Origin of the sequence: Streptomyces sp. NPDC001502 (genome assembly GCF_042894785.1) — a bacterium.
Classification (GTDB): Bacteria; Actinomycetota; Actinomycetes; order Streptomycetales; family Streptomycetaceae; genus Streptomyces; species Streptomyces kutzneri.
Genome location: NZ_JBIAVW010000023.1, coordinates 41792 through 64666, shown reverse-complemented (window position 1 = coordinate 64666; position 22875 = coordinate 41792). Strand labels below are relative to the sequence as shown.

The following is a 22875-nucleotide window of genomic DNA, read 5'->3' as shown; positions in this document are numbered from 1 at the left end:
GTTCCATGGCTCGCATCATCACCCCGCCCCCGGCGCCCCACAACCCGGGGTGATCGTCCGCTCACCCCGCGCTCCGGGGGCTGCCGCCCGCGTCGAACTCGCACCACACCGCCTTGCCGTCGCCCCGGGACTCCACGCCCCAGTGCGTGGCCAGCGCGTCCACCAGCAGCAGCCCGCGCCCCGTGGTGGCCGCCTCGCCCGGGGTGCGCCGGCGCGGCCACACGCTGGAGCGGTCCTTGACCCACAGCCGGATCCGCCGGACCGGCTCCGGCAGCACCTCCATCGTCAGCACCGCCCCGCCGTCGGTGTGCAGCAGGGCGTTGACCAGCAGCTCCCCGGCCGCCAGCTCCACGTCGTCGGCGAGCTCCGGCATGCCCCAGTCGCGCAGGGCCTGGCGCAGGGCGTAGCGGGCCTCCGAGAGGCCTTCCGGGTCGGCCTGGTGGACGTACTGGTGGATGCGCGGCGCCCGGTGGGTGCCCGGGTCGGGGGCCCTGCGCAGCACCAGCAGGGCCACGTCGTCCCCGGAGCCCCAGCGTTCCCAGAGCCGGTCGGAGAGGTGGTCGGCGAGCGCCCCGGCCCCCTGGGGGCCGCTGCGCACCGCCTGGGCGAGGGCGTCCATCCCGGCGGTGATCGTGGTGCCCGGCTCCTCCACCAGGCCGTCCGTGCACAGCACCATGGTCTCCCCGGGCACCAGGTCGAGCCGGGTTTCCGGGAACTCCTCGTATCCGAAGATCGAGGCCAGCCCGAGCGGCAGGCCGCCGCGCACCTTGGGCCAGCCCGTACGCCCGTCCGTGTGCCGGATCAGCGGTCCGAGGTGCCCCGCCCGGACCGCCCGTACGCCGCCCGTCTCCAGGTCCACCTGCGCGTACATGCAGGTGGCGAAGCGCTCGGTGTCCAGCTCGGCGAGGAAGCGCGAGGCCCGGGCCAGCACGGTGGACGGCGGATGGCCCTCCCCCGCGTACGCCCGCAGCGCGATCCGCAGCTGGCCCATGATCGCCGCCGCGTGCGTGTCGTGACCCTGGACGTCGCCCACCACGACGCCCACGCGGTCGCGGGGCAGCGAGATCACGTCGTACCAGTCCCCGCCGACCTCCCGCCCGCTCCAGGCGGCGTGGTAGCGGACCGCGATCTCCCCGCCGGAAATCTCCGGGATGCGGCGCGGCAGCATGGCGGCCTGCAGGCCGGTCGCGAACTCCCGTTCCTGGTCGAAGAGGAGCGCCCGCTGGAGGGACTGGGCCACGATGCCCGCCAGGCCCAGGCAGAGGTTGCGTTCCTCCGGGCTGAACTCGGTGCGCCGCCGGTAGAAGAGGACCAGCCCGCCGATCGCCTTGGCCTGCGCGATCAACGGCAGGTAGGCGGCGGCGTCGTACCGGATCCGGTTCAGGTAGTCCGCGAGGAGCGGGAACTCCCCGCCGAGGTCGGTGAGCGAGGTGACGAAACGTGCCTGCCGGGTGAGGACCGCGCGCGACAGCGGCAGCGAACCGTCCAGCCGGGTGAACCGGCGCTCGCTGAGGATCTCCAGGGACTCCCCGCTCAGCGCGATGATCTTGATGGTGCCGCCCTCGACCAGCCCCAGGGCCAGCCCGTCCGCACCGAGCCGTTCCAGCGCGCCCGCCCCGGTCAGCGCGGCCGTGACGTCGTCGACCGTGACCGCCCGCGACAGGGCCTCCGTGGTCCGCTGCACGATCGTCGTCTGCTGGGCGCGCGCCGCCTCCAGCTTGCGCAGCAGCGTCGCGTGGGCCAGTTCGGCGGTCGCGTCCCGGACGATCCCCACGATCCGCTCGGGCTGCCCGGCGCCGTCCCGGAGCACCCGGCCCGAGGTGTGCGTCCACTGGTCGCGGCCGTCACGCCGCTGCACCATGAAGTACGCGCCGTACGTGTCCCCGCCGTCCGCCAGGACACCGTCGATGATCTCGGTCAGCCGGACCCCGTCCTCGTGCGGGATGCGCCGTCCGACACCGGGAACGGTGCCGTCGAACTCCTCCGGCCCGAGGTCGAAGACCTCCATCGCGGCCTCGTCCAGCACCACCGTCCCGGCACCCAGGTCCCATTCGAGACTGCCCATGCCGTTGAGCGCGAACCGCTCCCCGGGCACGGTCACGGGGGACTGCCGGACCGGCTCGGGTCCGTCCCGTTCCGCCGCTGCCACGTTCCACACCACCTAACGGCCGGGCCAGCACGGCTGGGAGATCAACCGCTCCCACTCCTCGTCAGGATGCCCCGGAAGGGTGCGCCCGGCCTCCTTCCAGCGCTTGACCACGGAGAGGTAGATCGTGGGCTGGTCGGCGTGGGAGGCCGTCGCGTACGGACCCGCGTACGGGCCCGCGTACGGCCCCGGGTACGCGGTGCGGTCGTACCCGGCGGCCCTGGCCCGACCGGCGGGCTGTTCCCCGCGGCTGGCGGGAATGCGTACCCAGCCGCGGCCCTGCGCTCGCTCCGAGCTCATCACGGACCCCTTCTCTCCGCGGATCTCACCGCAGATACGTCTTCGGATGCCCTGGGGGTACCCCCGGAACGTGCCCGGGGAAAGCAGCCCGGCCCGGCCGGGCGACACCGGGGGAACCCGGCCGCGGACCCCGGGCACCGAGGCGCTTGCGGACTCCTCTCACCAGTCTCCCCGCCGTGAAGCCCGCGCCGTGCACGAATCGCATGGAAGGGCCGAATGAGGGAGCCGTCAGCAGCCCCGCGAAGAACAGCCCGGGCCACGAGGACTCGAATCCGGGGCTCAGCTCCGGCGCCCCGCTCTCCCCCACGGTCTCCAGCGCCGCCCGCAATCCCGCGTCGAGCAGCTCCAGCCGGGCCAGCTCCGGGACGAAGCCGGTGGCCGCGATGACGTGCGCGGTGTCCAGCACCACGGACTCCCCCGCCCGGTTGGTCAGCCCGAGCCGGGTCCGCTCGCCCACCGCCACCGCCCGGTGCAGCCGGTGTCCGAGCAGGACGGGGACGCGCCGCTCGAAGCGGTCCCGCAGCCACCAGGCACCGGCCGGGCCCAGCGCCGTCGCCGCGATCCGCTCCCGGGTGGGCGCGGGCAGCCGGCGCACCGCCCAGGGCAGCTCGGACCACACCCAGCTGCGCCAGCCGGTACCGAGGCCGCTGTGCGGATCGCGCAGGGCCCGCAGCGGGGGCCGGTCCAGGGGCTGCGGGACGGTGTTCCAGTTCAGCCGGGAGCGCCGGGCGACCAGGCAGGGCCGGGCGCCCTGCTCGGCCAGCAGCGCGGCGGTCTCCAGGGCCGCCTGCCCGGCCCCGAGCACGGCGACCTCGCGGCCCGCGAACCGGCTCAGGTCCCGGTGGCCGCTGCTGTGCGAGTAGTGCGCGGGCGGGAGGTCCCCCAGCGCCTCGGGGTGACGGACGAAGGGCATCACCCCGACCGCGAGGGCCACCGTACGGGCGAGCAGGGGCGGTCCCTCGGCGGTGCGGACGCGGAAGCCGTCGCCCTGCGGGGTCACCTCCAGGACGGTCACCTCCTCCACCTCGGGCGCGGCCTGCCGGGCGAACCACATCCCGTACGCACTGAACGTGCCGATCGGCAGCGGAGTGCCGTGTTCCGCGGCGATCCCGAGGGTCGCGCAGTAATCGGCCAGGGTGTGCCGCCCGTCCGGCGCGGACAGGTTGGACGACCAGGGCTCCGACTTCAGGTACATGCCGTCGGGCATGTGGTCGCGCCACGAGGCCATGGGCCGCCCCAGCAGCCGTACGCCGAGCCCCGCGGCCGCCGCGTGGGCGGCGATCGACAGCCCGTACGGGCCCGCACCGATCACCACGAGATCGTCGATCCGCGTCAACGCCGCTCCTCCAGCTCGATGGTCACCGGCCCGGCCCGGTCGGCCGCGCCGGTCCGGGTCAACGGGTCACCAGCTCGTCCGGCTCGGCCGAGGCCTCCGGCGGAACGGCACGGGAGGCCGGCGCGGCGGATCCGGCGGAACCGTCGGCACCACCGGATCCGGCGGGCGCCTGGTTCCGGCCGCGCTGCCGGGGCGCGCGGACGACCGCGAGCGCCGTGCGGCGGCCCTGCTCCGGAACCCCGCGCAGCGCCCGTACGCCCTTCCCCGCACCCCGCCCCAGCAGGGCGCCGAGCATCGCCAGGAACGGCAGCAGATCGTCGGCGGCGAACCAGGCCGTCTCGACGCGCCCCCGCTCGGCGGACCGCCTGGGGGCCTGCTTCGCGTCCGGCCCCTTGGCCCCGCCCGGGCCCGAGGACGCGGACGCCCCCGCCGGCCCGGCCGGGTCCGCGGGGACCGCCGCCGGGCGGCGCGGCATCGACCCGCCCCGGATCCTCGCCAGCAGCGCGTAGTTCTCCGCGACGAACACCCGGCCCGGCCCGCCCGAAGGCCGCGGGACCTGCTGGCCCGTCAGGTCCAGGTACATCGCCTGTACGACGTCCAGCCCGGCCGAGTCCGCGAACAGCCGGAACTGCGCGCCAGGCCGGGGATTGAAGTCCACCAGCCGGAAGCAGCCCAGCTCGTCGCGGCGGAAGTCCAGGTCCAGGATCCCCTGGTAGCCGAGCCGTTCGGCGAGCCGCAGCCCCGCCTCCTCCACCGCCGGATCCGGCAGCCAGCGCCCCACGGCCGTCAGCCCCGTCCGCACCGGCCAGGACAGCTCTTTGCGGCCCGAGCCCGCGAGCAGCGGACGCCCGCCCCGCGCGAAGGCGCCGTGGAAGAACCAGTCCGTGTCCGGACCGGCCGGCAGGAACCGCTGGAGCAGCAGCCTGCTCCCGGCCTCGGCGGAGCGCTCGTAGAGCCGGCGGGCCTCGGCGGTGGTGTGCACGAGCATGGTGCTGCGCAGCCCGTCGGCCCCGGCGGGCAGCAGCCAGGGCCGGCTCCACTTGGCGACCACCGGCAGGCCGAGCCGCCAGGCCGCCTCGGCCGCCTCGGCCCCGCTCGCCGGGATCACGGTCTCCGGGTGCGGGACGTCCCACCGCGCGCAGAGCCGCGACAGCTCGGCCTTGTCGGCCACCCGGGCGGGCAGGTTGTCGGGCTGATGGGGAATCCGGAAACGCTCCCGGAGCATCGGCGCGACCCGGGACACGGCGATCGCGCTCAGGTCGTCCATGGCGATGAGCACGGCCGGGCGGCCGATCCGCTCCGACACCCCGGTCAGGCACTCCAGCAGCGCCTCGGGTGCCTCGGGGTCCAGCCCGCCCGCCGGCCCGGGATGCACGGCGCGCAGATAACGCGAACGCCCCATGGGACCTCCCCCGGCCTCGACGACGGCATGGACCTCCACGCCCTTGCGGCCAAGGGATCTGACGGCGCCGAGGGTTCCGTGGTGGAACGGATTGCGGTCGAGTCTGAGCACAACGGCGGGCACATGGTTGAGATACGCGTGCATGGCAACGGTGTCTTTCACCTAGTCGGACCAAGCGGGGGTGGTGCGCACCTGCTAATGGCCTACGCGGCAGTCACCGGACAGGCCATTCGTCAGATCTGATGCCTAACGTCTTTGGTAAGCACACCGATTCAGGAAAGCTCGGGAGACGCCATGCCCAGACCACGCCGCCGACTGGCGAGCACCTGCATCGGTACGGTCACGGCCGGACTGCTGGCCACCGGTGCCGCGCTCGCGGCACCCGAGAAGGAGCGGCCCGAGGGCTCGGACATCGCCATGGGCGCCTATCTCGACTACGGGCCGCCCGGGGTGGCCCGGATCCCGTACCTGTCGAGCTGGCTGGGCGGCAAGGAGATCCGGGTCGGGCACACCTATCTCCCCGGCGACAACTGGGCCGGCATCGAGGGCAGGGTCTCGTTCCTGGAGGACTGGGCCGACTGGCGCCTGGCCGAGGACGACCGGCTGTTCGTCCTCAACGTGCCCATGCAGGAGCGGAACGAGGGCCGGGTGCCCGACTACCAGGTGGCCCACCTGATCAGGGCGGGCGCCGAGGGCCGGTTCGACCGGCACTTCGAGCGGCTCGCCGAGCGGCTGGTGGAGCTGGGCGTGCCGGACACGGTGATCGTGCTCGGCTGGGAGATGAACGGCGTCACGTACACCCACCGGTGCGCACCGGACCCGGAGAACTGGAAGCTGTACTGGAAGCGCATCGTCAACACGATGCGCGCCGTACCCGGGCAGGAGTTCAAGTTCGACTTCGCCCCGAACAGGGGTGCGGACGCGATCGGCTGGACGAGGTGCTACCCGGGCGACGACGTGGTCGACGTCATCGGAATGGATTCGTACGACCAGGGTCCCGGCCAGACCTTCGACGACCAGATCACCCAGCCGTACGGGCTCCAGCAGCAGGTCGACTTCGCGAAAGCACACGGCAAGCCGATCTCCTACCCGGAGTGGGGGCTGTTCCGGCGCGGGGACAATCCGGAGTACGTGCGGCGCATGCTGAAGTGGATCGGGCAGCACAAGCCGCTGTACCACACCATCACCGACTACTGCCCGCACGGCGTGTGGCAGTGCAAGCAGAACCCGGAGTCCTCGAAGGCCTTCCGCGACGCGCTGACGCCGGAGCGGCCCGGCCCGGTGATCCCGACCCCGGTGGTGCCCACGCCCGTGGTGCCGACCCCGGTGGTCCCGACCCCCGTGGTGCCCACGCCGGTCGTGCCGACCCCGCAGATCCCGACGCCCCAGGTGCCGACCCCGCAGGTGCCGATCCCGCAGGTGCCCACGCCTCAGGTCCCCACACCTCAGGTCCCGACGCCCCAGGTCCCGACGCCCACGCCGGTGGTCCCGACGCCCGTCGCCCCGACGCCCCTGGTCCCCACACCCGTGGTCCCGACGCCCGAGGTCCCGAAGCCCACTCCGGTGGTCCCGAGCCCGCAGACCCCGCTGCCGGTCAGCCCGAGCCCGGTCGTCCCGGCGCCGGTCACCCCGAGCCCGGTCGCCCCGAGCCCGCAGGTCCCGTTGCCGGTCACGCCCAGCCCGCTCGTCCCGACACCCGAGGTCCCCGACCCCGACACCGATCCCGAGCCCTCCCCCCGGCCCTCGCCGGCGGTCCCGACGCCCCAGGTCCCGGCGCCCTCGCCGGTCACCCCGAGCCCGGTCGCCCCGAGCCCGCTCACGCCGAGCCCGGTCACGCCGAAGCCCGAGCCCACGCCGCCGAAGCCCCTGCCGCAGCCCACGCCGCCGCCGGTCAACAGCAAGCACTGGTGCGTGCCGCTCAACTTCGGCGAGTGGCTCTCCAAGCTGGTCGGCACGCAGTCGGTCTGCATCAAGCTGGACTTCGGGAAGGAATCCAGCTTCTGGCCCTTCTAGACGGGTCATCGCACCCGCAGTTCGTTGAGCCGCGCCCGCCAGTCCCTGGCGGCCGGCAGCGCCTCCCGCAGTACGTCCACCGCCCGCTCGCGCCCCGTCACCTGCGACTCGTGTACACGCAGCAGGGGCGCGAGCGCCGCCGTGGCCAGCAGGAAACGCCGGTTGACGACCGTTTCGGGCCGCCAGTGGTTCTTGTACGGCTCGTTGCCGCGCAGGAAGCTCACCACCGGCCGGCCCTCGGCGAGCGCCCGCCCCGCCTCGTAGCGCAGCAGCAGCGTCGCGACGTCCACCTTCCGCGTCCGCAGGTCGGGGTCGGCCCCGTACAGGTAGCCGCCGCTGAGCCCGGCCGACAGCAGCGTGACGTTGGCCGCCACCACCTTGCCGTCCAGCCGGAACTCCGTCAGCCGGCTCTCCCCCGCCCGCACCATCCGCCGCGTCGCCCGGGTCAGGTGCTCGGCGAAGCGGGGCCGCAGGTGCTCGGGCGTCACCCCGCGGCCGCGCCACTGCTTCTCGTGCAGCCGCAGCAGGGTCCGTACGGCACGCGGCACTTCCTGCTCGGTGACCTCGTGCTCCTCGATCCCGGCCGCGTCGGTCTTGCGCAGCTTGGCCCGGACCCGCTGGGCGCCGGAGGCCGGCATCCGCTTGACCAGTTCGTCGAAGGGCAGCGTCGGCAGCTCCATGCACGTGGAGTCGGCGAGCATGCTGGAGACCCCGGGCCACTGCCGGTACAGCTCCTCGGCGGCGGCTCCGGGACGTACCTCCCGCAGGTCCACGACGGCGCCGCGGGCGGCCCGGTGCAGCCCGCGGGCCAGCGCCGGGACGACCTGGTCGGCGTACTCCGCCGCCACGAGCACGTCGAAGTAGTCGGTGATGGGGCCGCCGAGCGGCACCAGCAGGGGCATCGGCCGGTGTACCAGCATCAGCGCGGCCGCGCCGACCAGCTCCTCGCCCCGCCGGACGAGGACGATCCGGAGCCGGCCGTCCTTGCCGTACGACAGCCACCAGGAGTGGAGCCAGGCATGGCTCTGGAAGGGGGTGGCGGTGGGGCAGCCGCGGAAGAGCCTGTTCCAGGACTCCTCCAGCGCGGCGAACTGCCGGGGGTCGCGGCACAGCGTCACCGACAGGGCCCCGGCGGAGCCCGAACTCATCGAACGGACTCCTTCTCCTTGGCCGAGGCCGGCTCACCCTGGGCGGGCAGCGAGGCGTACTCCTCGACCGGCGACGGGGCGGCGGCCTCCACCGAGGACTCGACCGGGGAGCCGCCCGCGGACCCGGCCGGGGCCCCGGTCGCGCTGTCCTCGGAGCGCCGCGCGCGGCCCGGCCGGGCGAGCAGCCACAGTCCGCCCAGCAGGCCGCCGGCGCACATCCCGACGGCGCCGCTGATGGCGGCGGACGGGGAGGCGGGCTCGGACGGGGCGACCGCCTGGTTGAAGAGGAGCAGCTGGACACCGGTGTTCTTGGCGGCCTGATTGCTGCTCAGGGACAGCGCGTCGGCGACCGCGTTCGCGATGTCGGCGGCCTCGGCGGGGCTCTTCGACATACCCGTGACGGCGATCATCGGGGACTCGGGGGAGGTCTCGGCCCGTACCTGGGTACGCAGCTTCGCGGCGCTGATGCCGGCCCGCGGCTGGGCGTAGGCGAGGGTGGAACTGCTGGTCGCGATACGGGCGTAGGCCTGCGCGAAACCGAGGGCGGTGGCCGGCTCGGTGGTGTCGTCGGGCACGGCGACGACATAGCTGGTGGCGGCGTACTCGGGGGCCTTGAGCACCCCGTACGCCCCGCCCGCGGCGAGACCCAGCAGGGCGCAGGCGGGCAGCGGCCACCACAGGGGCGCCGACAGCTTCCGGCGGCGCGGCCTCCGCTCGGAGCGGTGGTCCGGCTTCCGCTCGGACCTGCCCTCGGACCTGCTCTCGGCCTTCTTCTCGGCCTTCTTCTCGGGGTTCTTCTCGGGGTTCTTCTCGGAGTTCTTCTCGGACGTGTCGGCCATGGACGTGCTCGCTTCCTGGGTGGAGGGACGTTCTTCGGGTCCCGTCGGGACCCCTTCGGGCAGGGGAGGGATCAGCCGGTGCCGGTCGGCTCCGCCGGTCCGGGCCCGGCCGGCTCTCGCCGGGCTCCGACGACGGCTGCGCCGCCGGCGGCGCGGCCCCGGGCCGTCCCGGCGGCGCCCGGCGCGGCCGAGAGGGCGAGGTCGTACACGTCCAGCAGCTGCCGCGCGCTGCGGGCGATGTCGTAGCGGCGGACCACCGGCGGCGGGGGCAGCCGGCGCGCGCCCGCCTCCATGTGGCCCCGCAGCGCCGCGACCAGTTCCTCCGTGCCCGTGCCGATGCGCCGGGCCCCGGGGGCCTGCGCGGCGGGCAGGTCGTCGATGGCCGGGCAGGTCACGTGCAGGACCGGCAGACCTGCGGCCAGGGCCTCCACGACGGCGAGCCCGAAGGCCTCCTCCCGCGAGGGGGAGACGAACACGTCCATGGCGGCCAGCAGCGCCGGGATGCCCGGGGTGCGGCCGTCCGCGCTGTCGCCCAGCGGATCCCGCTCCCCCAGCAGGTGGATGCGGCTCTGCGCACCGAGCTCGGCGGCCAGCCGGCGCAGCCCCGCCCGCTCCGGCCCGTCCCCGGCCAGCAGCAGATGCGCCCCCGGCAGCGCGGCCACGGCCCGCACCAGGACGTCGAACCGCTTGCCGGGGACCAGCCGGCCGACCCCGCCGACCACGAAGGCCCGCTCGGGCAGCCCGGTGCGGGCCCGGGTGGCCCGCCGGACGCCCTCGTCGAAGCGGAAGCGGACGGCCTCGATCCCGTTCGGTACGACGTGCACCCGCGCGGCCGGCACCCCCCACCCCTCCAGCCGGGCGGCCACGGTGTCGGAGACGGCCACGGTGGCCGCACCCAGGCGTTCGCTGGCCAGATACAGCGTGCGCACCCCGCCCGAGAGCGGCCTGCCCTCGATCTCGCCTTCGCCGAGGGAGTGTTCGGTGGCCACGGTCGCCGTGGTGCCCGCGAGCCGGGCCGCGAGGCGCCCGTAGACACAGGCCCGGTACAGGTGCGTGTGCACGAGGTCGTACTGGCCGCGCCGGATGAACCGCACCAGCCGGGGCAGCGCCCCCAGGTCCCGGTTGCCCCGCATGCCCAGGTGGACGACCCGGACCCCGTCGGCGCGCAGCCCCTCGGCCACCGGCCCGGGGTTGGTCAGCGTCAGCACGTCGCACTGCATCGGCATGTGGCGCAGCAGCAGCCGCAGTTGCTGTTCGGCGCCGCCGACGCCGAGTCCGGTGATGATGTGCAGGGCCTTGACCGACTGGAGCGTCTTCACCGCTGCACCCCGCGCCGCAGCTCGCGCACCTGGTGGCGGAGCTGCTTGATGCGCAGCCGGGCGCCTCCGTCGGCCTGGCTGACGTGCGTACGCGGCAGTGCGTGCGGGCCGGCGAGCCGTCCGGGGTCGATGGCGCAGGCGTAGCCGTAACCGGCGGCCCGGGTGGCGTCGACGACCCGGGCGTCGAGGTGCCCGTACGGGTAGCAGAACCCCTCGGGCAGGGTGCCGGTCAGCTCGCGCAGCAGGTCGCGGCTGCCCCGCAGTTCCTGCTGGAGCACGTCGTCGGCGGTCGCGGTGAGGTCCTGGTGGAGCAGTCCGTGCGAGCCGATCTCCTGTCCGGCGTCGGCGACTTCGCGGATGCCCTCGGCGGTGAGCAGGGACTTGCGCGGGCCCAGCGGGTCCCACACGTTGTCCACGCCGAGCCGCCCGGGCAGCACGAAGAGGGTGGAGGTGCAGTCGTAGCGGCTCAGCAGCGGGAGCGCGTGGGTCAGGAAGTCGGTGTATCCGTCGTCGAAGGTCAGCCCGACCAGCCCGGCTCCGCGCCCGGCGGCGCGGGCCCGCAGCAGTTCGCCGACGGAGACCCCGCGCAGGCCGCGGGAGCGCAGCCACAGCAGCTGGGCCTCCAGGGCGAGCGGGGTGACGGTGATCCCGTACGGGTCCTCCGCGGGGTCGGTGAACTCGGCGACCGAGTGGTACATCAGGACCCACGGCGAAGCGGTCCGGCGGGTGGGGACCACCACGGCGGCGGGGGCCGTGTCGGTGTCAGCGGACATTGCGGAACCTCTGCGTGAGCTGGGAGATCTGACCGGGCAGGGCGGTGACTTCGAGGGCGCGTATGGCCGTGCCGGTGGCTCCGAACATGGCCGGGACCAACAGGCAGCCGAGGGCGGCGCTGACCATCGGGTCGGGGATCATCGGGCCGGCGATCCAGCCGGTGGCGCCCGCGGCGACGGCGGCGACGGCGAGCCGGCCGATGCTGACGGCGACCCGGCGGACCTGGATGGCGATGATCCGGGAGCCGAGGCCGGTGAGCAGCAGGACGGCGGTGGTGGAGATGCCGGCGGCGTTGGCGGCGGCGATGCCGTAAATGCCCCACCAGCCGACGGCGAAGGCTCCGGCCACGACGTTGACGAGCAGTCCGGCACCCATCGCGAACGCCGGGAACCAGGTGGGCCGGGCGGTCGAGAAGAAGGGCCGGGACAGTGCGCCGACGAGGCAGTGGCCGAGGAGTCCGAGTCCGTAGACCCGCATGACGGAGGCGGTGGCGAGGGTGTCCGCGTGCGTGAAGGCGCCGCGTTCGAAGAGGACCTGGATGATCTGGGGCGCGTAGCCGATGACGAGTGCGGTGCCCATCAGGACGGCCAGCGAGGCCAGCGCGAGGTCCTGCTCCACCCGCCGCCGGGCCTTCTCCCGCTCTCCCCCGGCCATGGCCTGGGCGACGACGGGGAAGGTGACGGTGCAGATCATCAGCGAGAGCACCATCGGCATCTGCGCGACCTTCTGCGCGTAGTTGAGGTGGGAGATCGCCCCGGACGGGAGCGAGGCGGCCAGGAACCTCTCGACGAGCACCTGCGACTGCCGGAACACCGCGAAGAAGATCACGGGGGCGATGACCCCGAAGGCGATGAGGGTGGGGCGGTCCCGGTCGCGCTGGTTGCGCGGGGCGGCTTTCTTCGCGCGGGGCGGGCCGAAGCCCACGTTCCGGACGAAGGCGGGCAGTTGGACGAGCGCCATCAGGAGCCCGCCGACCGCGACGCCCGCGGCGGCGGCCCGGACGCCCCACAGGGCGTGCAGGGCCACCATCGTGCCGATGATGCCGATGTTGTACGAGACATAGATCGCGGCGGGCGGCAGGAAGGACCTGTGCGCGCGCAGGGCGGCGCTGAAGTATCCGGCGATGCCGAAGGAGAGCACGGTCAGCGCGGTGAGCCGGGTGCACTCGACGGCCAGTGCGGGGTCGGGCAGGCCGGGGGCGAGTACGGCGACGACGGCGGGCGCGGCCACGACGAGCAGGGAGGCGACGGCGGCCAGGAACACGACGAGGCGCGGCAGGGTCGCCCCCACCAGGAGCCGTACGGGGTCCTGCGTGCGGGCCTCCCTGCGGGTGAGCCCGGCCCGGCTGGCGGCCCGCCGGGCCAGGGCGTGGCTGAAGGCGGGCACCATCAGCAGCGCCATGGCGTCCTCGATCAGCAGCGTCGAGGCCATCTCGGGCACGGTCCAGGCGATCAGGAAGGCGTCGCTGTCGTGCCCGGCCCCGAAGAGGTGGGCGATGGTCTGGTCGCGCACGAGCCCGAACACCGCACCGGCGGCGGTCAGTCCGGCGGTGACGGCGGCGGCCTTGGCCAGGAACCGCCCGAGCGGCTGGCTCCCGCCGGGGGTGACGGACTCGGACCCTTGGCCCCCACCGGGGGCGTTCCCACTGGGGGTGGCGGAGAGCTCGCCCGCGCGGCGGACAGGGCGGAGCCGGGCCCTCCCTCCGAGGACGGCAGGCTCGGACGGCTCGGACGGCTCCCGGGCCTCGGGGGCGTCGGCGGAGCCGCTCGCGACCCGGGCCGCCACCCGCACGCTGTGCCGGCCCGAGGCTCCGCCCGGATATCCGGCGGAGCCGAACACGGGCCTGCGCGTACCCGGCTTACCGCCCGGGACCCCCCCGGCGACGAACCCGGGATCCGCCGGGACCGGCACCGCCGCGGCGACGAATCCCGGATCCCCGGCGGCCGGTGCAGCCAGCCCTCCGGCGGACCGCCCGGGCACACGCTGCGGATACCCGGCCACGCCGGGACGGCCGACCGGATCGACCCCGCTGGCGGGTCGCCCAGGCAGGGACGTGTTCCCTGAGCGGCCGGCGAAGCCGGGGTCCGCCGGGACCGGCACGGTCGCGGCGACGAGTCCCGGATCCCCGGCGGCCGGTGCAGCCAGCCCTCCGGCGGACCGCCCGGGCACACGCTGCGGATACCCGGCCACGCCGGGACGGCCGACCGGATCGACCCCGCTGGCGGGTCGCCCAGGCAGGGGCGTGTTCCCTGAGCGGCCGGCGAAGCCGGGGTCCGCAGGGACCGGCACCGCCGCGGCGACGAATCCCGGATCCCCGGCGGCCGGTGCAGCCAGCCCTCCGGCGGACCGCCCGGGCACACGCTGCGGATACCCGGCCACGCCGGGACGGCCGACCGGATCGACCCCGCTGGCGGGTCGCCCAGGCAGGGACGTGTTCCCTGAGCGGCCGGCGAAGCCGGGGTCCGTCAGGCCGGCGGGCCGCCCGGTCACGGGCGCGTTCCGCGGGTACCCGACCGCGCCGGGACGGCCGGCCGGATCGACCCCGCCGGCCGGACGCCCGGCCACAGGCGCGTTCCGCGAGCGGGCGGCGAAGCCGGGGTCCGTCGGGGCACGTGACGGGCCGGAGTCCGGGGCGCCCGGGACACGGGCGTGGCCCGCCCCGGCCGGGGAGCCGGAGGCGGGCCGCCAAGGCGTGGTGTCCGTCACGGGCGAGCCGCAACCCCGGGGGCCCTACCCCGTGAACCCGCACCGGAATCGACCCCAGGACCCGCAGCCGCCCCACGCAGTGGACCCGCAGCCGCCCCACGCAGTGGACCGGCAGCCCCCCGGGAGGGGAGCCCCCACCAGGCCGCCAGGCCGATGATCACTCCGGTCAGCACCGTGGACGGCCCGCCGATGTCCGCGTAGAGGAAGTCGGTCAGCTGCCACACGAACAGCCCGATCGCGATCAGCCCGCAGTCCCTGGCTCCCCCGCCGGAGGCGAGCCGCCGCATGCCCGCCACCAGCAGCGCCGCCCAGCCGCCCACGAGCGCGACCAGCCCGATCAGGCCCTGCTCGCTCAGGATCAGCAGGTACATGTTGTGCGGGGAGAGCAGCGGCTGGCGCAGGTACGCCTGGCCGGCGCCGGCGGTGTCGCTGCCGGAGGACAGGCCCAGCGAGGCGTGCCCGTCCCGGTTGGCCGGGAAGCCCTTGAGCCCCACCCCCACCGCCGGCCGCTCGCGCCACATCGACTCGGCGGCGGCCCACATCGTGTAGCGGTCGGTCACCGACTGGTCGGGGGCGCTGGAGACCTGGGTGATGGAGGTCAGCCGTTCGGCGACCATCTCCGAGCCGACCCCCAACCCGCCGACCAGGACCACCCCGGCGGCGCCGAGCGCGGCGACCACCTTCAGGGCCCGCCGGATCCCGGCCAGCGCCATCACCAGCACCGCCGCGCCGAAGGTGGCGATCCACGCGCCCCGGCTGAAGGACAGCACCAGCGGGAGCACCAGCGCCAAGGCGCAGCCCCCGGCGATCCGCCGGATGCGCCGCGGCAGCCCCGGAGCGAGACCGGCGGCGGTCGCCACGATCAGCCCGTACGCCACGACGGTGGCCATGCCCATGACGTCACCGGGGCCGAAGGTGCCGACGGCCCGGACGTCCTCGCCCTGGTACGAGGCCCCGGTGTGGGTGGCGTACTGCACCACCCCCACCGCGCCCTGCACCAGCGCCAGGACCACGAAGCACCCGGCGGCCAGCCGGAACTCCGCGGCGTCGCGCACCAGCAGCACCACGGCCGCCGGTACCAGGACGAAGACCTGCAGGTAGCGCACGAAGCCGGGCAGGGCGGCGTACGGGTCCCCCGCGGTCATCGTGGCGACCGCGAGGCCCACGGCAGGCGCCCCGAGCACGAGGACCCCCAGCGGGGTCAGCGCCCGCACCCGGCCGCGCAGCGCCTGCACCGCGCAGACGAAGACCAGCAGCAGCGAGGCGGCGTCGGCCGGGCCGACCTTCCCGGAAGCGGTGGCGTCCCCCGCCGGGAGCGGGGCGAGCAGGAACAGCACGGTGGCGGCCAGCGGCAGCAGCGGCCAGTGCCGGCGCAGCAGATCCGGCCCGTCCGGCCGGATCCACCGGCCCGGTACGGCGAGACTCATCAGCTGCCCCCCAGCCGGAAGCGGAAGAAGGAGGCCGCGGTGCGGGCGAGGATCCACAGGTCCTGCCACAGCGACCAGGTGTCGATGTAGTGGTTGTCGAAGCGGGCCCGGTCCTCGATGGAGGTGTCCCCGCGCAGGCCGTTGATCTGGGCGAGGCCGGTGATGCCGACGGGCATCCGGTGCCGGGCCTCGTAGCCGGGGTGCACGGTGGAGAACTTGGCGACGAAGAAGGGCCGTTCGGGGCGGGGCCCGACCAGGGCCATGTCACCGCGTACGACGTTCCACAGCTGTGGCAGCTCGTCCAGCGAGGACTTGCGCAGGAAGGACCCGACCGGGCTCATGCCGCGGTCGCCCGCCACCGTCCAGCGGGTGGCGGCCTCGTGCGCGTCGGCGCGCAGGGTACGGAACTTCAGCAGGGTGAAGGGGCGCCCGTACAGGCCGACCCGCTCCTGCCGGAAGATCACCCCCGGCCCGTCCCAGACCCTTACGGCCAGCGCGCACGCCCCCATCACGGGCGCGGCGGCGAGCAGGGCGATCAGGGCGAGGACGGTGTCGATGCCCCGCTTGGCCCAGCGCTCCAGCGGCCGGGCGGGGCGCGGCAGCAGCGGCTGCACCGCGTACCCCCAGAGCTGGTCCGCGGGCTGCGCCACCCGCATGCCGGTGACCTTGGCGGTGCCGGCCGGGTCGGCGAGCCACAGCCGGCAGCCGTGGTCGTGGAAGAGCCGGACCAGGGAGGCGGTGCGCTCGTCGGCCTCCGGGGGGCGGGTGAACACCGCGTGCCCGACGGAGTTCTGGATGACTGCGCGCCGGATGTCCTCGTGGGTGGCGAGCAGCGGCAGGGCGCCGCCGTCGCCCTCGGCGGGCACGTAGCCCACGACGGGATCTGCGAGTCCGACCGGGCGCAGCCCGAATTCGGGTCGGCCGTGCAGGGCGGCGGCCACCGCGCTCGCCCCGGCGCCGGGTCCGACGACGAGGGCGGAGGCGGGTCGGCGTACGGCCGAGCGGCGCTGGAGCTGGTTGACGAGGCCGCGGCCCGCGCACGCCAGGACGACCTGCAGGCAGACGGCGGTGAGCAGCGCGCTCCAGCCGATGGCCCGGCCCGGGTCGGCGGCGGCCGTGACGGCGGCGACGGAGCACCACAGGACGGCGGACCGCCCGGCCAGCACGGGCAGTTCGAGGAGTGCGGAGGGGGCGAGCCGCGGCCGGTAGAGCCCGGCCTGCGCGTGGAGCGCGGCGAGCAGGACGGGGGCCGCGGACAGGACGGGCAGCGCCGTCGCGGGCAGGGTCGTCGCGGTGAGTACGGCGGCCAGCGCGTCCGCGGTGAGCAGCGGAAGCACTCGGCCGCGGCGGCGGATGCGCCGGGGGCGTACGGCGGAGCGGGTCGGGTCGGCCCTGGGCCCGCGCGGGGGGTGGATGGCGGTCGCTGAACGTCGGGCCGCCGCGGGGTGCGCGGGCGCGAAGGCGCCTCCGCCGGTGGGCCCCGTGCCGCCCTGCCCGGTGTGCCGGGCGGGTGCGCTGTCCATCGTCATCGGCTGATGCGCTCCTGGTTCAAGGGCCGGGGCCTGCCCAGCAGTTCGTGGTACAGGCCGGAGACCGCGGCCGTGGTCCGCCGCACGTCGAAGTCGGTCCGGGCGTGCTGCCGGGCCTGCTCGCCGAGTTCGGCGAGGAGCCGCGGCTCGGCGAGCAGCCGTCCCAGGGCCTCGGCCAGGGCCGTCGGGTCCTCCGGCGGCACCAGGCACAGGCGCCCCTGGCCCGGCGGCAGGCTCTCCCTGGCACCGCTGACGTCGGAGACCAGGACGGGGCGGCCACAGGCCATGGCTTCGAGCGGGGCGAGCGCCATGCCTTCCCACCGCGACGGCAGTACAACGAGATCGGCGGCCCGAAGCCACGGTCGGATGTCGGCGGCGGCGCCCGCGAAGTGCACGCTGGTGCCGGACAGCGCGGCGATGCGGCGCAGCCGTTCGGTGTCGGGGCCGTCCCCGACGAGGGCGAGGCGGGCTCCGGGGACGGTGGCGAGGAGCTCCGGCCAGGCCCGCAGCAGGATGTCCTGCCCCTTCTGGAGGCAGATGCGGCCCACGCAGACGGCGAGCGGCCCGTCGCCCGGAAAGCCTGCGGGCAGCGGCAGTTCGGCGCGGGCGCGGGCCCTGTCCCGGTCGGGGTCCGGTCCGCCGGGGCGGAAGTGGTCGAGGTCCACGCCGTTGCGGATCACCGACCAGCGGGCGGTGATCCCCTCGGTCTCGCCCGCGCGGCGTTCGGCGTCGCTGACGCAGAGCACCCGGTCGGCCCAGCGGGCCCCGTACCGCTCCCAGCGCAGCGCGAGCGCGCCGGTGGCCCCGCCGACCGCGTCGAAGGACCAGGCGTGGGGCTGGAAGACGGTGGGCAGGCTCCCGCGCGCGGCGAGCCGGCCGGCCAGGCCGGCCTTGGCGCTGTGGGCGTGCAGGAGGTCGGGCCGGACCTGGTGGAGCACCTGCCGGGCGCCGATGATCTCGGCGGGCAGTCCGGGTCCGGGGGCCCGCCCGGCGTTCCAGGTGAGCACCTCGGCTCCGGCGGCCCGGGCGGCGTCGCCGAGCGTGCCGCCGGGCGGACACCCGACGACGGCGCGCAGCCCTTCGGCGGTCTGCGCGCGGACGAGGTCGGTGACGACCCTGGCCACGCCGCCGTCGACGGGTTGTACGAGATGGAGGACGGTCGTGGGCTGTGCCGCCCGAGGCTGACTGGGCACGTGGAGTGGTCTCCTACGTTCAGCGGCGCGCGTCTGTCTGAACGAAGAGCACACCGAGGAAATGACCCTGACTTTCACCCGTGAACCTGAAGCTCAGACTGCGGGCACCACCGGACAGGGCGGGACTCAGGTCGAACACGTCCGCGTCATATCCGAGATTATTCATATGTTCGGGCTGTCGCACGAACGGCTGATCATCGAATTCCGTGATCGTGGAATTCATAACATCATTAAAAGGATTTTCTCCATCGCTGAGACTCACCCGGCGACCGCTGTCGGCCGTCACGGTGAGTGAATCCCCGAGGGTGCCCCGGTCCCCGTCGTACCCGACCATCCCGACCCGGCCCGCGGAGCCGGCCGGCGCGTCCAGGCCCTCGATCTCGACGGTTCCGTCACCGCCGCGGGCGGCGATCGACTCGAAGCCGTCCCACAGCGAGATCCGGCGCACCGGCTCCTGCGGGTGCTCGTAGGCGACGACAAGCGTCCAGCCGCCCCAGGCCCCCACGTCGGAGTGGCCCATCGCGATGTTGAGCTGGGCCACCGTCCACAGGCCGGCGCCGCCCTTGCGGACCAGCGGGGTCACGTCGGCGGAGGCCTGGTAGGCATCGCTGCCCGCGTCCGTGCGGTGGCCCATCACCGTGTCGGCGAGGACCTCCTTGTACGCGCCGCCGGGCTCGGCGACCAGCACCCGGCCGTTGTCCTCCGGCGGCTTCTGCTCGCCCACCCGAAGGTTCCCGCCCCAGTAGAGACGGGCGTACGAGACCTTCGCGCCCTGCGGGACCTTGAGCTCGGCCCGGGTGGAGTTGTAGGTGTCCGGGTCCTTGTCGACCTCGCTGTAGAACATCTCGAAGTCGCTGTTGACCCCGGCCGCGCCCTTCTTGACCTCGGCGCACGGCTCGGCCTGCGGGGACTGCTCCTTGCGGCAGCTGATGCCGGAGTTGGAGGCGCGCACCAGCCCGCCGTGCTGCACGGCCTGGTAACGCTGGGTGAACGGGATCCTGGGCAGCTCCTTGGGAGCGGGAGCCGCGGCCCCCGCCGTCTGGGCGTTCGCGGAAAGGGTGAGGCAGGACAGCAGACCGAGCGTGCCGAGGATTCTGCGGGAGGAACCCATGACCCTGTCTCCATTTTCGATCAAGGGGACAAAACAGGAGTGAACTTTGTCAGAAATCAGGCCGGAAATCACGCCGGACTCGCTCGTACGGCCTTTTGGGCGATAGCACGCACCCTCGCAACGGGCGGGTCGTTATGGGTTGCACCATTGTTCGAACCGAAAGGAAATACGGAGATGAAGAAGAGGCTGGTGCGCGGCACCACCATCGCCGTCGCGGGCGCCGCCGCGCTGCTGGGCGGCGCGGGCCTCGCCTCCGCGCACGGCGGGGACGGTGCGACGGCCCACGGCGTCACCGGCGGGTCCCCCGGCGTCCTGAGCGGCAACCTGCTCCAGGCGCCCCTCGACGTCCCGGTGAACGCCTGCGGCCTCACGGTGAACGTGATCGCCCTGCTGAATCCCTCGTTCGGCAACACCTGCGTCAGCGCCTGATCGTCAACCGTGCTGCCCGAAACGCCCGCATCCGAGTGAAGCCACGCAACCCGAACCGGGGCGGCGGCGTTGATCCGGGTGCTCCACTACCGGGCAATCCTGCAAAAAAGGGACGACAATGATCAAGAAGATGATGGCCTCGGCCGCGGTTGCCGCCTCGGTCGTGGGCATCGGTGCCGCCATGGCGCCGCAGGCGATGGCCATCGGGAACGACAACGGCGTCAACACCGTCCAGGGCAACGGCGCCGCGCAGATCTACGGCAACCAGGCCACCTACGGCAACATGAGCCCGCAGATGGCGCTGATCCAGGGCTCCTTCAACAAGCCCTGCATCGCCCTGCCCGCGAAGGCCAACGTGCAGTCCGTGCTGGCCCTGGTCAACGTCGGCGTCCAGGACATCCCGGTCCTCTCCAGCCCGCAGAACCAGCAGTGCACCGAGAACTCCACCCAGGCCAAGGGCGACGAGGCCCTCTCGCACATCCTGGACAACATCCCGGTCCTCTCCGGCAACGTCTCGAACGGCAGCTGACCGAGGCCCGCGCCAGCGAGGCCGTCGCACCCACCGGGTCGCGGCGGCCTCGCCGCGTGTAGGGCCGGGACGCTCCCCGGCCCCGGAATTGTCGATACAAATCCGTCGGCACCAGGAATTCGGTCCGGACATCGGACCGGGCATCGGGGTGAATTACCGGCGGGCCGCCGAAAAGGTGCGGTTTCTTTTTCCCGGACCGCTCGTTGTTATTTCTGCAGTGGACACGCCTCTGCGGGAAGGAAAGAAATCAAAATGACGTACAAGAAGGCAGTGGTGCTGGCCGCCGGCGCTCTCATGCTCGCCGGTGCCGCCTCCCCCGCCATGGCCGACGCGGCCGCCGACGGCAAGGCCGTGGGTTCCCCCGGCGTCCTGTCCGGCAACCTGGCCCAGGTGCCGGTGCACGTCCCGGTCAACGTCTGCGGCAACACCGTGAACATCATCGCGCTGCTGAACCCGGCGTTCGGCAACACCTGCGTCAACGCCTGACGAAGCGCTTGTGCCCGCAAGGGCAAGCCTCCTCGGGGTGGCCTCGGAGTGCACGGCGGTGCACTCCGAGGCCGCCTCCGATTCCAGACCGGCCGTGGCGCCGGTAGACAGGGAAGGACCCATGCGACAGGTACTGAGCCGACAGGTACTGGGCAAGGGGATGCTCACGGCGGCAGCCGCGTCGAGTCTGCTGTCGATCGCGACCGGCGCGGCCTACGCGCACCCCGGAGCGAGCGCCGAGGCCTCGCATTCGCCGGGCGTGCTGGCCGGCAACAGCGTCTCGGTACCGATCACCTTCGCACCGAACGTGTGCGGCAACAGCGTGGACGGCGGTGCGGCGCTCAACCCTGCGATGGGGAACACGTGCGTCACCGACACCGGCTCGCACACGGACGACGGCTACGACTACGGGCGCTACCTCAGCCCCGAGCACGCCGAGGCCTTCGAGCGCTACCTCGACGAGCGCGAGGGCCGGCACGCGGTGCCGGAGCAGCGCCACGGGTCGCCGCGCCACGCGGGCGGGTACGAGCAGCCCCACCAGGAGCAGGCCCGGCACGACCAGCCCCGGCAGGACGGACCCCGGCACGCGAAGCCGCGCCAGGAGGAGCCGCGCCACGAGGGCGGCTACGGCGGCCCGGGCGAGCAGCAGGGCAAGGAGGAGTGCGACGACCACCCCCAGTCGTCACCGCCGCCCCCGCCGGCGCACCACGCTCCCCCCGCGCCCGAGCGGCCGCACCCCAAGCCGGAACCGGTGGAGGAGCACCCGGCCCCGCTGCCCACCCCGGAACCGGTCCAGGAGGCGCCCGCGCCGATGCCGGAGGCCCCGCCGTCACCCCCCGCGCCGCAGCCCCCGGCCGAGGAGGCCCCGCACACGCTCCCCGCCCCGGAGCCCGTCCCGGCACCGGCCGAGGAGGCTCCGCACACGCTGCCGGCCCCCGCGCCGGGACCTGCTCCCGTGGTGGAGGAGGGGCCCGCCCCCGGGCCGCCGCACGGCAGCCTGCCCGTGGAGCACCCGGCTCCGGCCCCGGCCCCGGCGCCCGAGGCCGTACCGCCCGCGGACCAGCCGCCGGCCGCCCCCGGCGGTGACACCCCGGTCACCCTCCCCCCGGTGACGGCCCCGGCCCCCGCGCCCGTACAGCCGCCGGCCCCCGCTCCGGCGCCGGCTCCGGCGCACGTGACCGGGCCCATGCTGGCCGAGACCGGCGCGGGTCAGCCCGCGGCCGCGGCGGCCCTCGCCAGCGCCCTGATCCTGGGCGGCGCCATTCTGTACCGGCGGTCGCGCGTCTCCTGACGGGCAATACCGGTAATCGGAATAAATAGCGGCCGGAGAATCCTCGTCGGATTCTCCGGCCACTGCCATGCCCCCGTCCCTTAACCGCGTGCGCGTTCGCGTTTCCGCAGCGACGGGGAATCGTTACCCAGGGCGAAAGCGGCGCGACGGTCGCCGCTGACGCCTCTGTCCACGAAAGAAGAGGATTTCGATAATGAAGCTCACGAAGGTCGCCGCTGTCGTCGTCGGCTCCGTCGCCGCCCTCGGCGCCTCCGCCACCGCCTTCGCCGCCGAGCCCGCGGCCGCGATGCCCCCCATGAGCCTGACCGGCGGGGTGACCGAGACGCTGAACGCCGTCGGGCCCGTCTCCGAGTCCCTTCCGCAGACCGTGGGCAACGGACTGGCCGAGCAGGGCGACACCGTCAACAAGGTCGTGGGTACCGCGCAGAAGGTCAACAAGGTCCGCAACGACGTGCCCGGCACGGTGCTCGGCCTCGCGAACGGCGCCACGCAGGCGTCCCCCATGCTCGGTGGCGTGAAGCTCAACGGCGGCCAGGGCTGAACCGTCCCTGACCCCCCGCCGACACGACCGTGGGCGCCACCGGCAAGGCCGGGGCGCCCACAGTCGGTTGTTCGGCAGACGTCAGTGGTTGATGCAGACGTTGCCGAACGAGGGGTTCAGCAGGCCGACGATGTTCACGGTGTTGCCGCAGACGTTGACCGGGATGTGCACCGGCACCTGGGCCAGGTTGCCGGACAGGACGCCGGGGGAACCCACGGCCGCGCCCTCGGCCGACGAGTCGGCGGCGGCGGAGCCGGCGGCACCGGCCGCAGCGAGACCAGCGGTGGCCAGGACCAGGGCGGCCTTCTTGGCAGAGTTCATGGGAAGTGCACCTTCTGTTCGATGTTCTGCCCCGA

The 22875-nt window shown here is 74.3% G+C and carries 20 protein-coding genes; 6 read left to right on the top strand and 14 right to left on the bottom strand.

The window, feature by feature from the left end; genetic code table 11:
- Positions 1 to 61 precede the first annotated feature (61 nt).
- The 4 genes from ACFY0D_RS31995 to ACFY0D_RS31980 form a co-directional block, all read right to left on the bottom strand.
- Positions 62 to 2149: a SpoIIE family protein phosphatase gene (locus ACFY0D_RS31995; protein WP_390801449.1), complete on the bottom strand. Its 2088-nt coding sequence runs from the start codon at positions 2147 to 2149 to the stop codon at positions 62 to 64.
- Positions 2150 to 2161: 12 nt separating this feature from the next.
- Positions 2162 to 2446 carry a hypothetical protein gene (locus tag ACFY0D_RS31990; protein ID WP_390801448.1) on the bottom strand — a complete coding sequence of 95 codons (285 nt, stop codon included), beginning with the start codon at positions 2444 to 2446 and terminating at the stop codon, positions 2162 to 2164.
- Positions 2447 to 2471: 25 nt separating this feature from the next.
- Complete coding sequence (locus ACFY0D_RS31985) at positions 2472 to 3773, bottom strand: NAD(P)-binding domain-containing protein (RefSeq protein ID WP_390801511.1); 1302 nt, start codon at positions 3771 to 3773, stop codon at positions 2472 to 2474.
- Positions 3774 to 3840: 67 nt separating this feature from the next.
- Positions 3841 to 5328, bottom strand: coding sequence for an ATP-grasp domain-containing protein (locus ACFY0D_RS31980; RefSeq protein WP_390801447.1), 1488 nt, complete (start codon positions 5326 to 5328; stop codon positions 3841 to 3843).
- 150 nt (positions 5329 to 5478) lie between these two features.
- Here ACFY0D_RS31980 and ACFY0D_RS31975 point away from each other — a divergent pair, with 150 nt between their 5' ends.
- A complete protein-coding gene (locus tag ACFY0D_RS31975; protein ID WP_390801446.1) occupies positions 5479 to 7197 on the top strand; it encodes a glycosyl hydrolase in 1719 nt (572 codons plus the stop codon).
- A 5-nt stretch (positions 7198 to 7202) separates the two neighbouring features.
- Here ACFY0D_RS31975 and ACFY0D_RS31970 read toward each other — a convergent pair whose 3' ends face one another.
- The 9 genes from ACFY0D_RS31970 to ACFY0D_RS31930 all read right to left on the bottom strand — a co-directional run bounded on the left by ACFY0D_RS31970 (position 7203) and on the right by ACFY0D_RS31930 (position 19243).
- The gene (locus tag ACFY0D_RS31970) at positions 7203 to 8345 is read right to left on the bottom strand and encodes a GNAT family N-acetyltransferase (RefSeq protein ID WP_351150201.1); all 1143 of its coding nucleotides are present in this window, start codon (positions 8343 to 8345) and stop codon (positions 7203 to 7205) included.
- Positions 8342 to 9184, bottom strand: a complete 843-nt coding sequence (locus ACFY0D_RS31965; RefSeq protein WP_390801445.1) for a lipopolysaccharide biosynthesis protein — start codon at positions 9182 to 9184, stop codon at positions 8342 to 8344. The genes ACFY0D_RS31970 and ACFY0D_RS31965 overlap by 4 nt, the downstream gene beginning before the upstream one ends.
- A 71-nt stretch (positions 9185 to 9255) precedes the next feature.
- The gene (locus ACFY0D_RS31960; RefSeq protein WP_390801444.1) at positions 9256 to 10503 is read right to left on the bottom strand and encodes a glycosyltransferase; all 1248 of its coding nucleotides are present in this window, start codon (positions 10501 to 10503) and stop codon (positions 9256 to 9258) included.
- Complete coding sequence (locus tag ACFY0D_RS31955; RefSeq protein ID WP_301370335.1) at positions 10500 to 11276, bottom strand: polysaccharide deacetylase family protein; 777 nt, start codon at positions 11274 to 11276, stop codon at positions 10500 to 10502. The genes ACFY0D_RS31960 and ACFY0D_RS31955 overlap by 4 nt, the downstream gene beginning before the upstream one ends.
- The gene (murJ, locus tag ACFY0D_RS31950; protein WP_390801443.1) at positions 11266 to 13116 is read right to left on the bottom strand and encodes a murein biosynthesis integral membrane protein MurJ; all 1851 of its coding nucleotides are present in this window, start codon (positions 13114 to 13116) and stop codon (positions 11266 to 11268) included. The genes ACFY0D_RS31955 and murJ overlap by 11 nt, the downstream gene beginning before the upstream one ends.
- Positions 13117 to 13979: 863 nt before the next feature.
- Positions 13980 to 15410, bottom strand: a complete 1431-nt coding sequence (locus tag ACFY0D_RS31945; RefSeq protein WP_390801442.1) for an O-antigen ligase family protein — start codon at positions 15408 to 15410, stop codon at positions 13980 to 13982.
- Positions 15410 to 16939: an exopolysaccharide biosynthesis polyprenyl glycosylphosphotransferase gene (locus ACFY0D_RS31940; protein WP_390801441.1), complete on the bottom strand. Its 1530-nt coding sequence runs from the start codon at positions 16937 to 16939 to the stop codon at positions 15410 to 15412. Before ACFY0D_RS31940 ends, ACFY0D_RS31945 begins: the two co-directional genes overlap by 1 nt.
- Positions 16936 to 18132 carry a glycosyltransferase gene (locus ACFY0D_RS31935; protein WP_390801440.1) on the bottom strand — a complete coding sequence of 399 codons (1197 nt, stop codon included), beginning with the start codon at positions 18130 to 18132 and terminating at the stop codon, positions 16936 to 16938. Before ACFY0D_RS31935 ends, ACFY0D_RS31940 begins: the two co-directional genes overlap by 4 nt.
- A 19-nt stretch (positions 18133 to 18151) precedes the next feature.
- Positions 18152 to 19243, bottom strand: coding sequence for a DUF3344 domain-containing protein (locus ACFY0D_RS31930; protein WP_390801439.1), 1092 nt, complete (start codon positions 19241 to 19243; stop codon positions 18152 to 18154).
- Positions 19244 to 19417: 174 nt separating this feature from the next.
- On the opposite strand from ACFY0D_RS31930, the gene ACFY0D_RS31925 reads away from it, so the two are divergent.
- From ACFY0D_RS31925 to ACFY0D_RS31905, 5 genes are all read left to right on the top strand, one after another.
- Positions 19418 to 19672 carry a chaplin gene (locus ACFY0D_RS31925; protein WP_351150182.1) on the top strand — a complete coding sequence of 85 codons (255 nt, stop codon included), beginning with the start codon at positions 19418 to 19420 and terminating at the stop codon, positions 19670 to 19672.
- 118 nt (positions 19673 to 19790) lie between these two features.
- Positions 19791 to 20201: a rodlin gene (locus ACFY0D_RS31920; protein WP_030761735.1), complete on the top strand. Its 411-nt coding sequence runs from the start codon at positions 19791 to 19793 to the stop codon at positions 20199 to 20201.
- A 252-nt stretch (positions 20202 to 20453) separates the two neighbouring features.
- On the top strand, positions 20454 to 20687 hold the full coding sequence (locus tag ACFY0D_RS31915) for a chaplin (protein WP_314250595.1): 234 nt from the start codon (positions 20454 to 20456) through the stop codon (positions 20685 to 20687).
- Positions 20688 to 20808: 121 nt separating this feature from the next.
- Positions 20809 to 21978, top strand: a complete 1170-nt coding sequence (locus ACFY0D_RS31910; protein ID WP_390801438.1) for a chaplin — start codon at positions 20809 to 20811, stop codon at positions 21976 to 21978.
- 193 nt (positions 21979 to 22171) lie between these two features.
- Complete coding sequence (locus ACFY0D_RS31905; protein ID WP_373042054.1) at positions 22172 to 22519, top strand: hypothetical protein; 348 nt, start codon at positions 22172 to 22174, stop codon at positions 22517 to 22519.
- 81 nt (positions 22520 to 22600) lie between these two features.
- Here ACFY0D_RS31905 and ACFY0D_RS31900 read toward each other — a convergent pair whose 3' ends face one another.
- Positions 22601 to 22840, bottom strand: coding sequence for a chaplin (locus ACFY0D_RS31900; RefSeq protein WP_351150174.1), 240 nt, complete (start codon positions 22838 to 22840; stop codon positions 22601 to 22603).
- Positions 22841 to 22875: the final 35 nt, after the last annotated feature.

Coding starts and splice junctions, on each gene's coding strand:
- ACFY0D_RS31990 (WP_390801448.1), bottom strand. CDS start 2,446: ATGAGCTCGGAGCGAGCGCAGGGCCGCGGCTGGGTACGCATTCCCGCC.
- ACFY0D_RS31980 (WP_390801447.1), bottom strand. CDS start 5,328: ATGCACGCGTATCTCAACCATGTGCCCGCCGTTGTGCTCAGACTCGAC.
- ACFY0D_RS31975 (WP_390801446.1), top strand. CDS start 5,479: ATGCCCAGACCACGCCGCCGACTGGCGAGCACCTGCATCGGTACGGTC.
- ACFY0D_RS31970 (WP_351150201.1), bottom strand. CDS start 8,345: ATGAGTTCGGGCTCCGCCGGGGCCCTGTCGGTGACGCTGTGCCGCGAC.
- ACFY0D_RS31965 (WP_390801445.1), bottom strand. CDS start 9,184: ATGGCCGACACGTCCGAGAAGAACTCCGAGAAGAACCCCGAGAAGAAC.
- ACFY0D_RS31955 (WP_301370335.1), bottom strand. CDS start 11,276: ATGTCCGCTGACACCGACACGGCCCCCGCCGCCGTGGTGGTCCCCACC.
- ACFY0D_RS31945 (WP_390801442.1), bottom strand. CDS start 15,410: ATGAGTCTCGCCGTACCGGGCCGGTGGATCCGGCCGGACGGGCCGGAT.
- ACFY0D_RS31940 (WP_390801441.1), bottom strand. CDS start 16,939: ATGACGATGGACAGCGCACCCGCCCGGCACACCGGGCAGGGCGGCACG.
- ACFY0D_RS31930 (WP_390801439.1), bottom strand. CDS start 19,243: ATGGGTTCCTCCCGCAGAATCCTCGGCACGCTCGGTCTGCTGTCCTGC.
- ACFY0D_RS31925 (WP_351150182.1), top strand. CDS start 19,418: ATGAAGAAGAGGCTGGTGCGCGGCACCACCATCGCCGTCGCGGGCGCC.
- ACFY0D_RS31920 (WP_030761735.1), top strand. CDS start 19,791: ATGATCAAGAAGATGATGGCCTCGGCCGCGGTTGCCGCCTCGGTCGTG.
- ACFY0D_RS31915 (WP_314250595.1), top strand. CDS start 20,454: ATGACGTACAAGAAGGCAGTGGTGCTGGCCGCCGGCGCTCTCATGCTC.
- ACFY0D_RS31910 (WP_390801438.1), top strand. CDS start 20,809: ATGCGACAGGTACTGAGCCGACAGGTACTGGGCAAGGGGATGCTCACG.
- ACFY0D_RS31905 (WP_373042054.1), top strand. CDS start 22,172: ATGAAGCTCACGAAGGTCGCCGCTGTCGTCGTCGGCTCCGTCGCCGCC.
- ACFY0D_RS31900 (WP_351150174.1), bottom strand. CDS start 22,840: ATGAACTCTGCCAAGAAGGCCGCCCTGGTCCTGGCCACCGCTGGTCTC.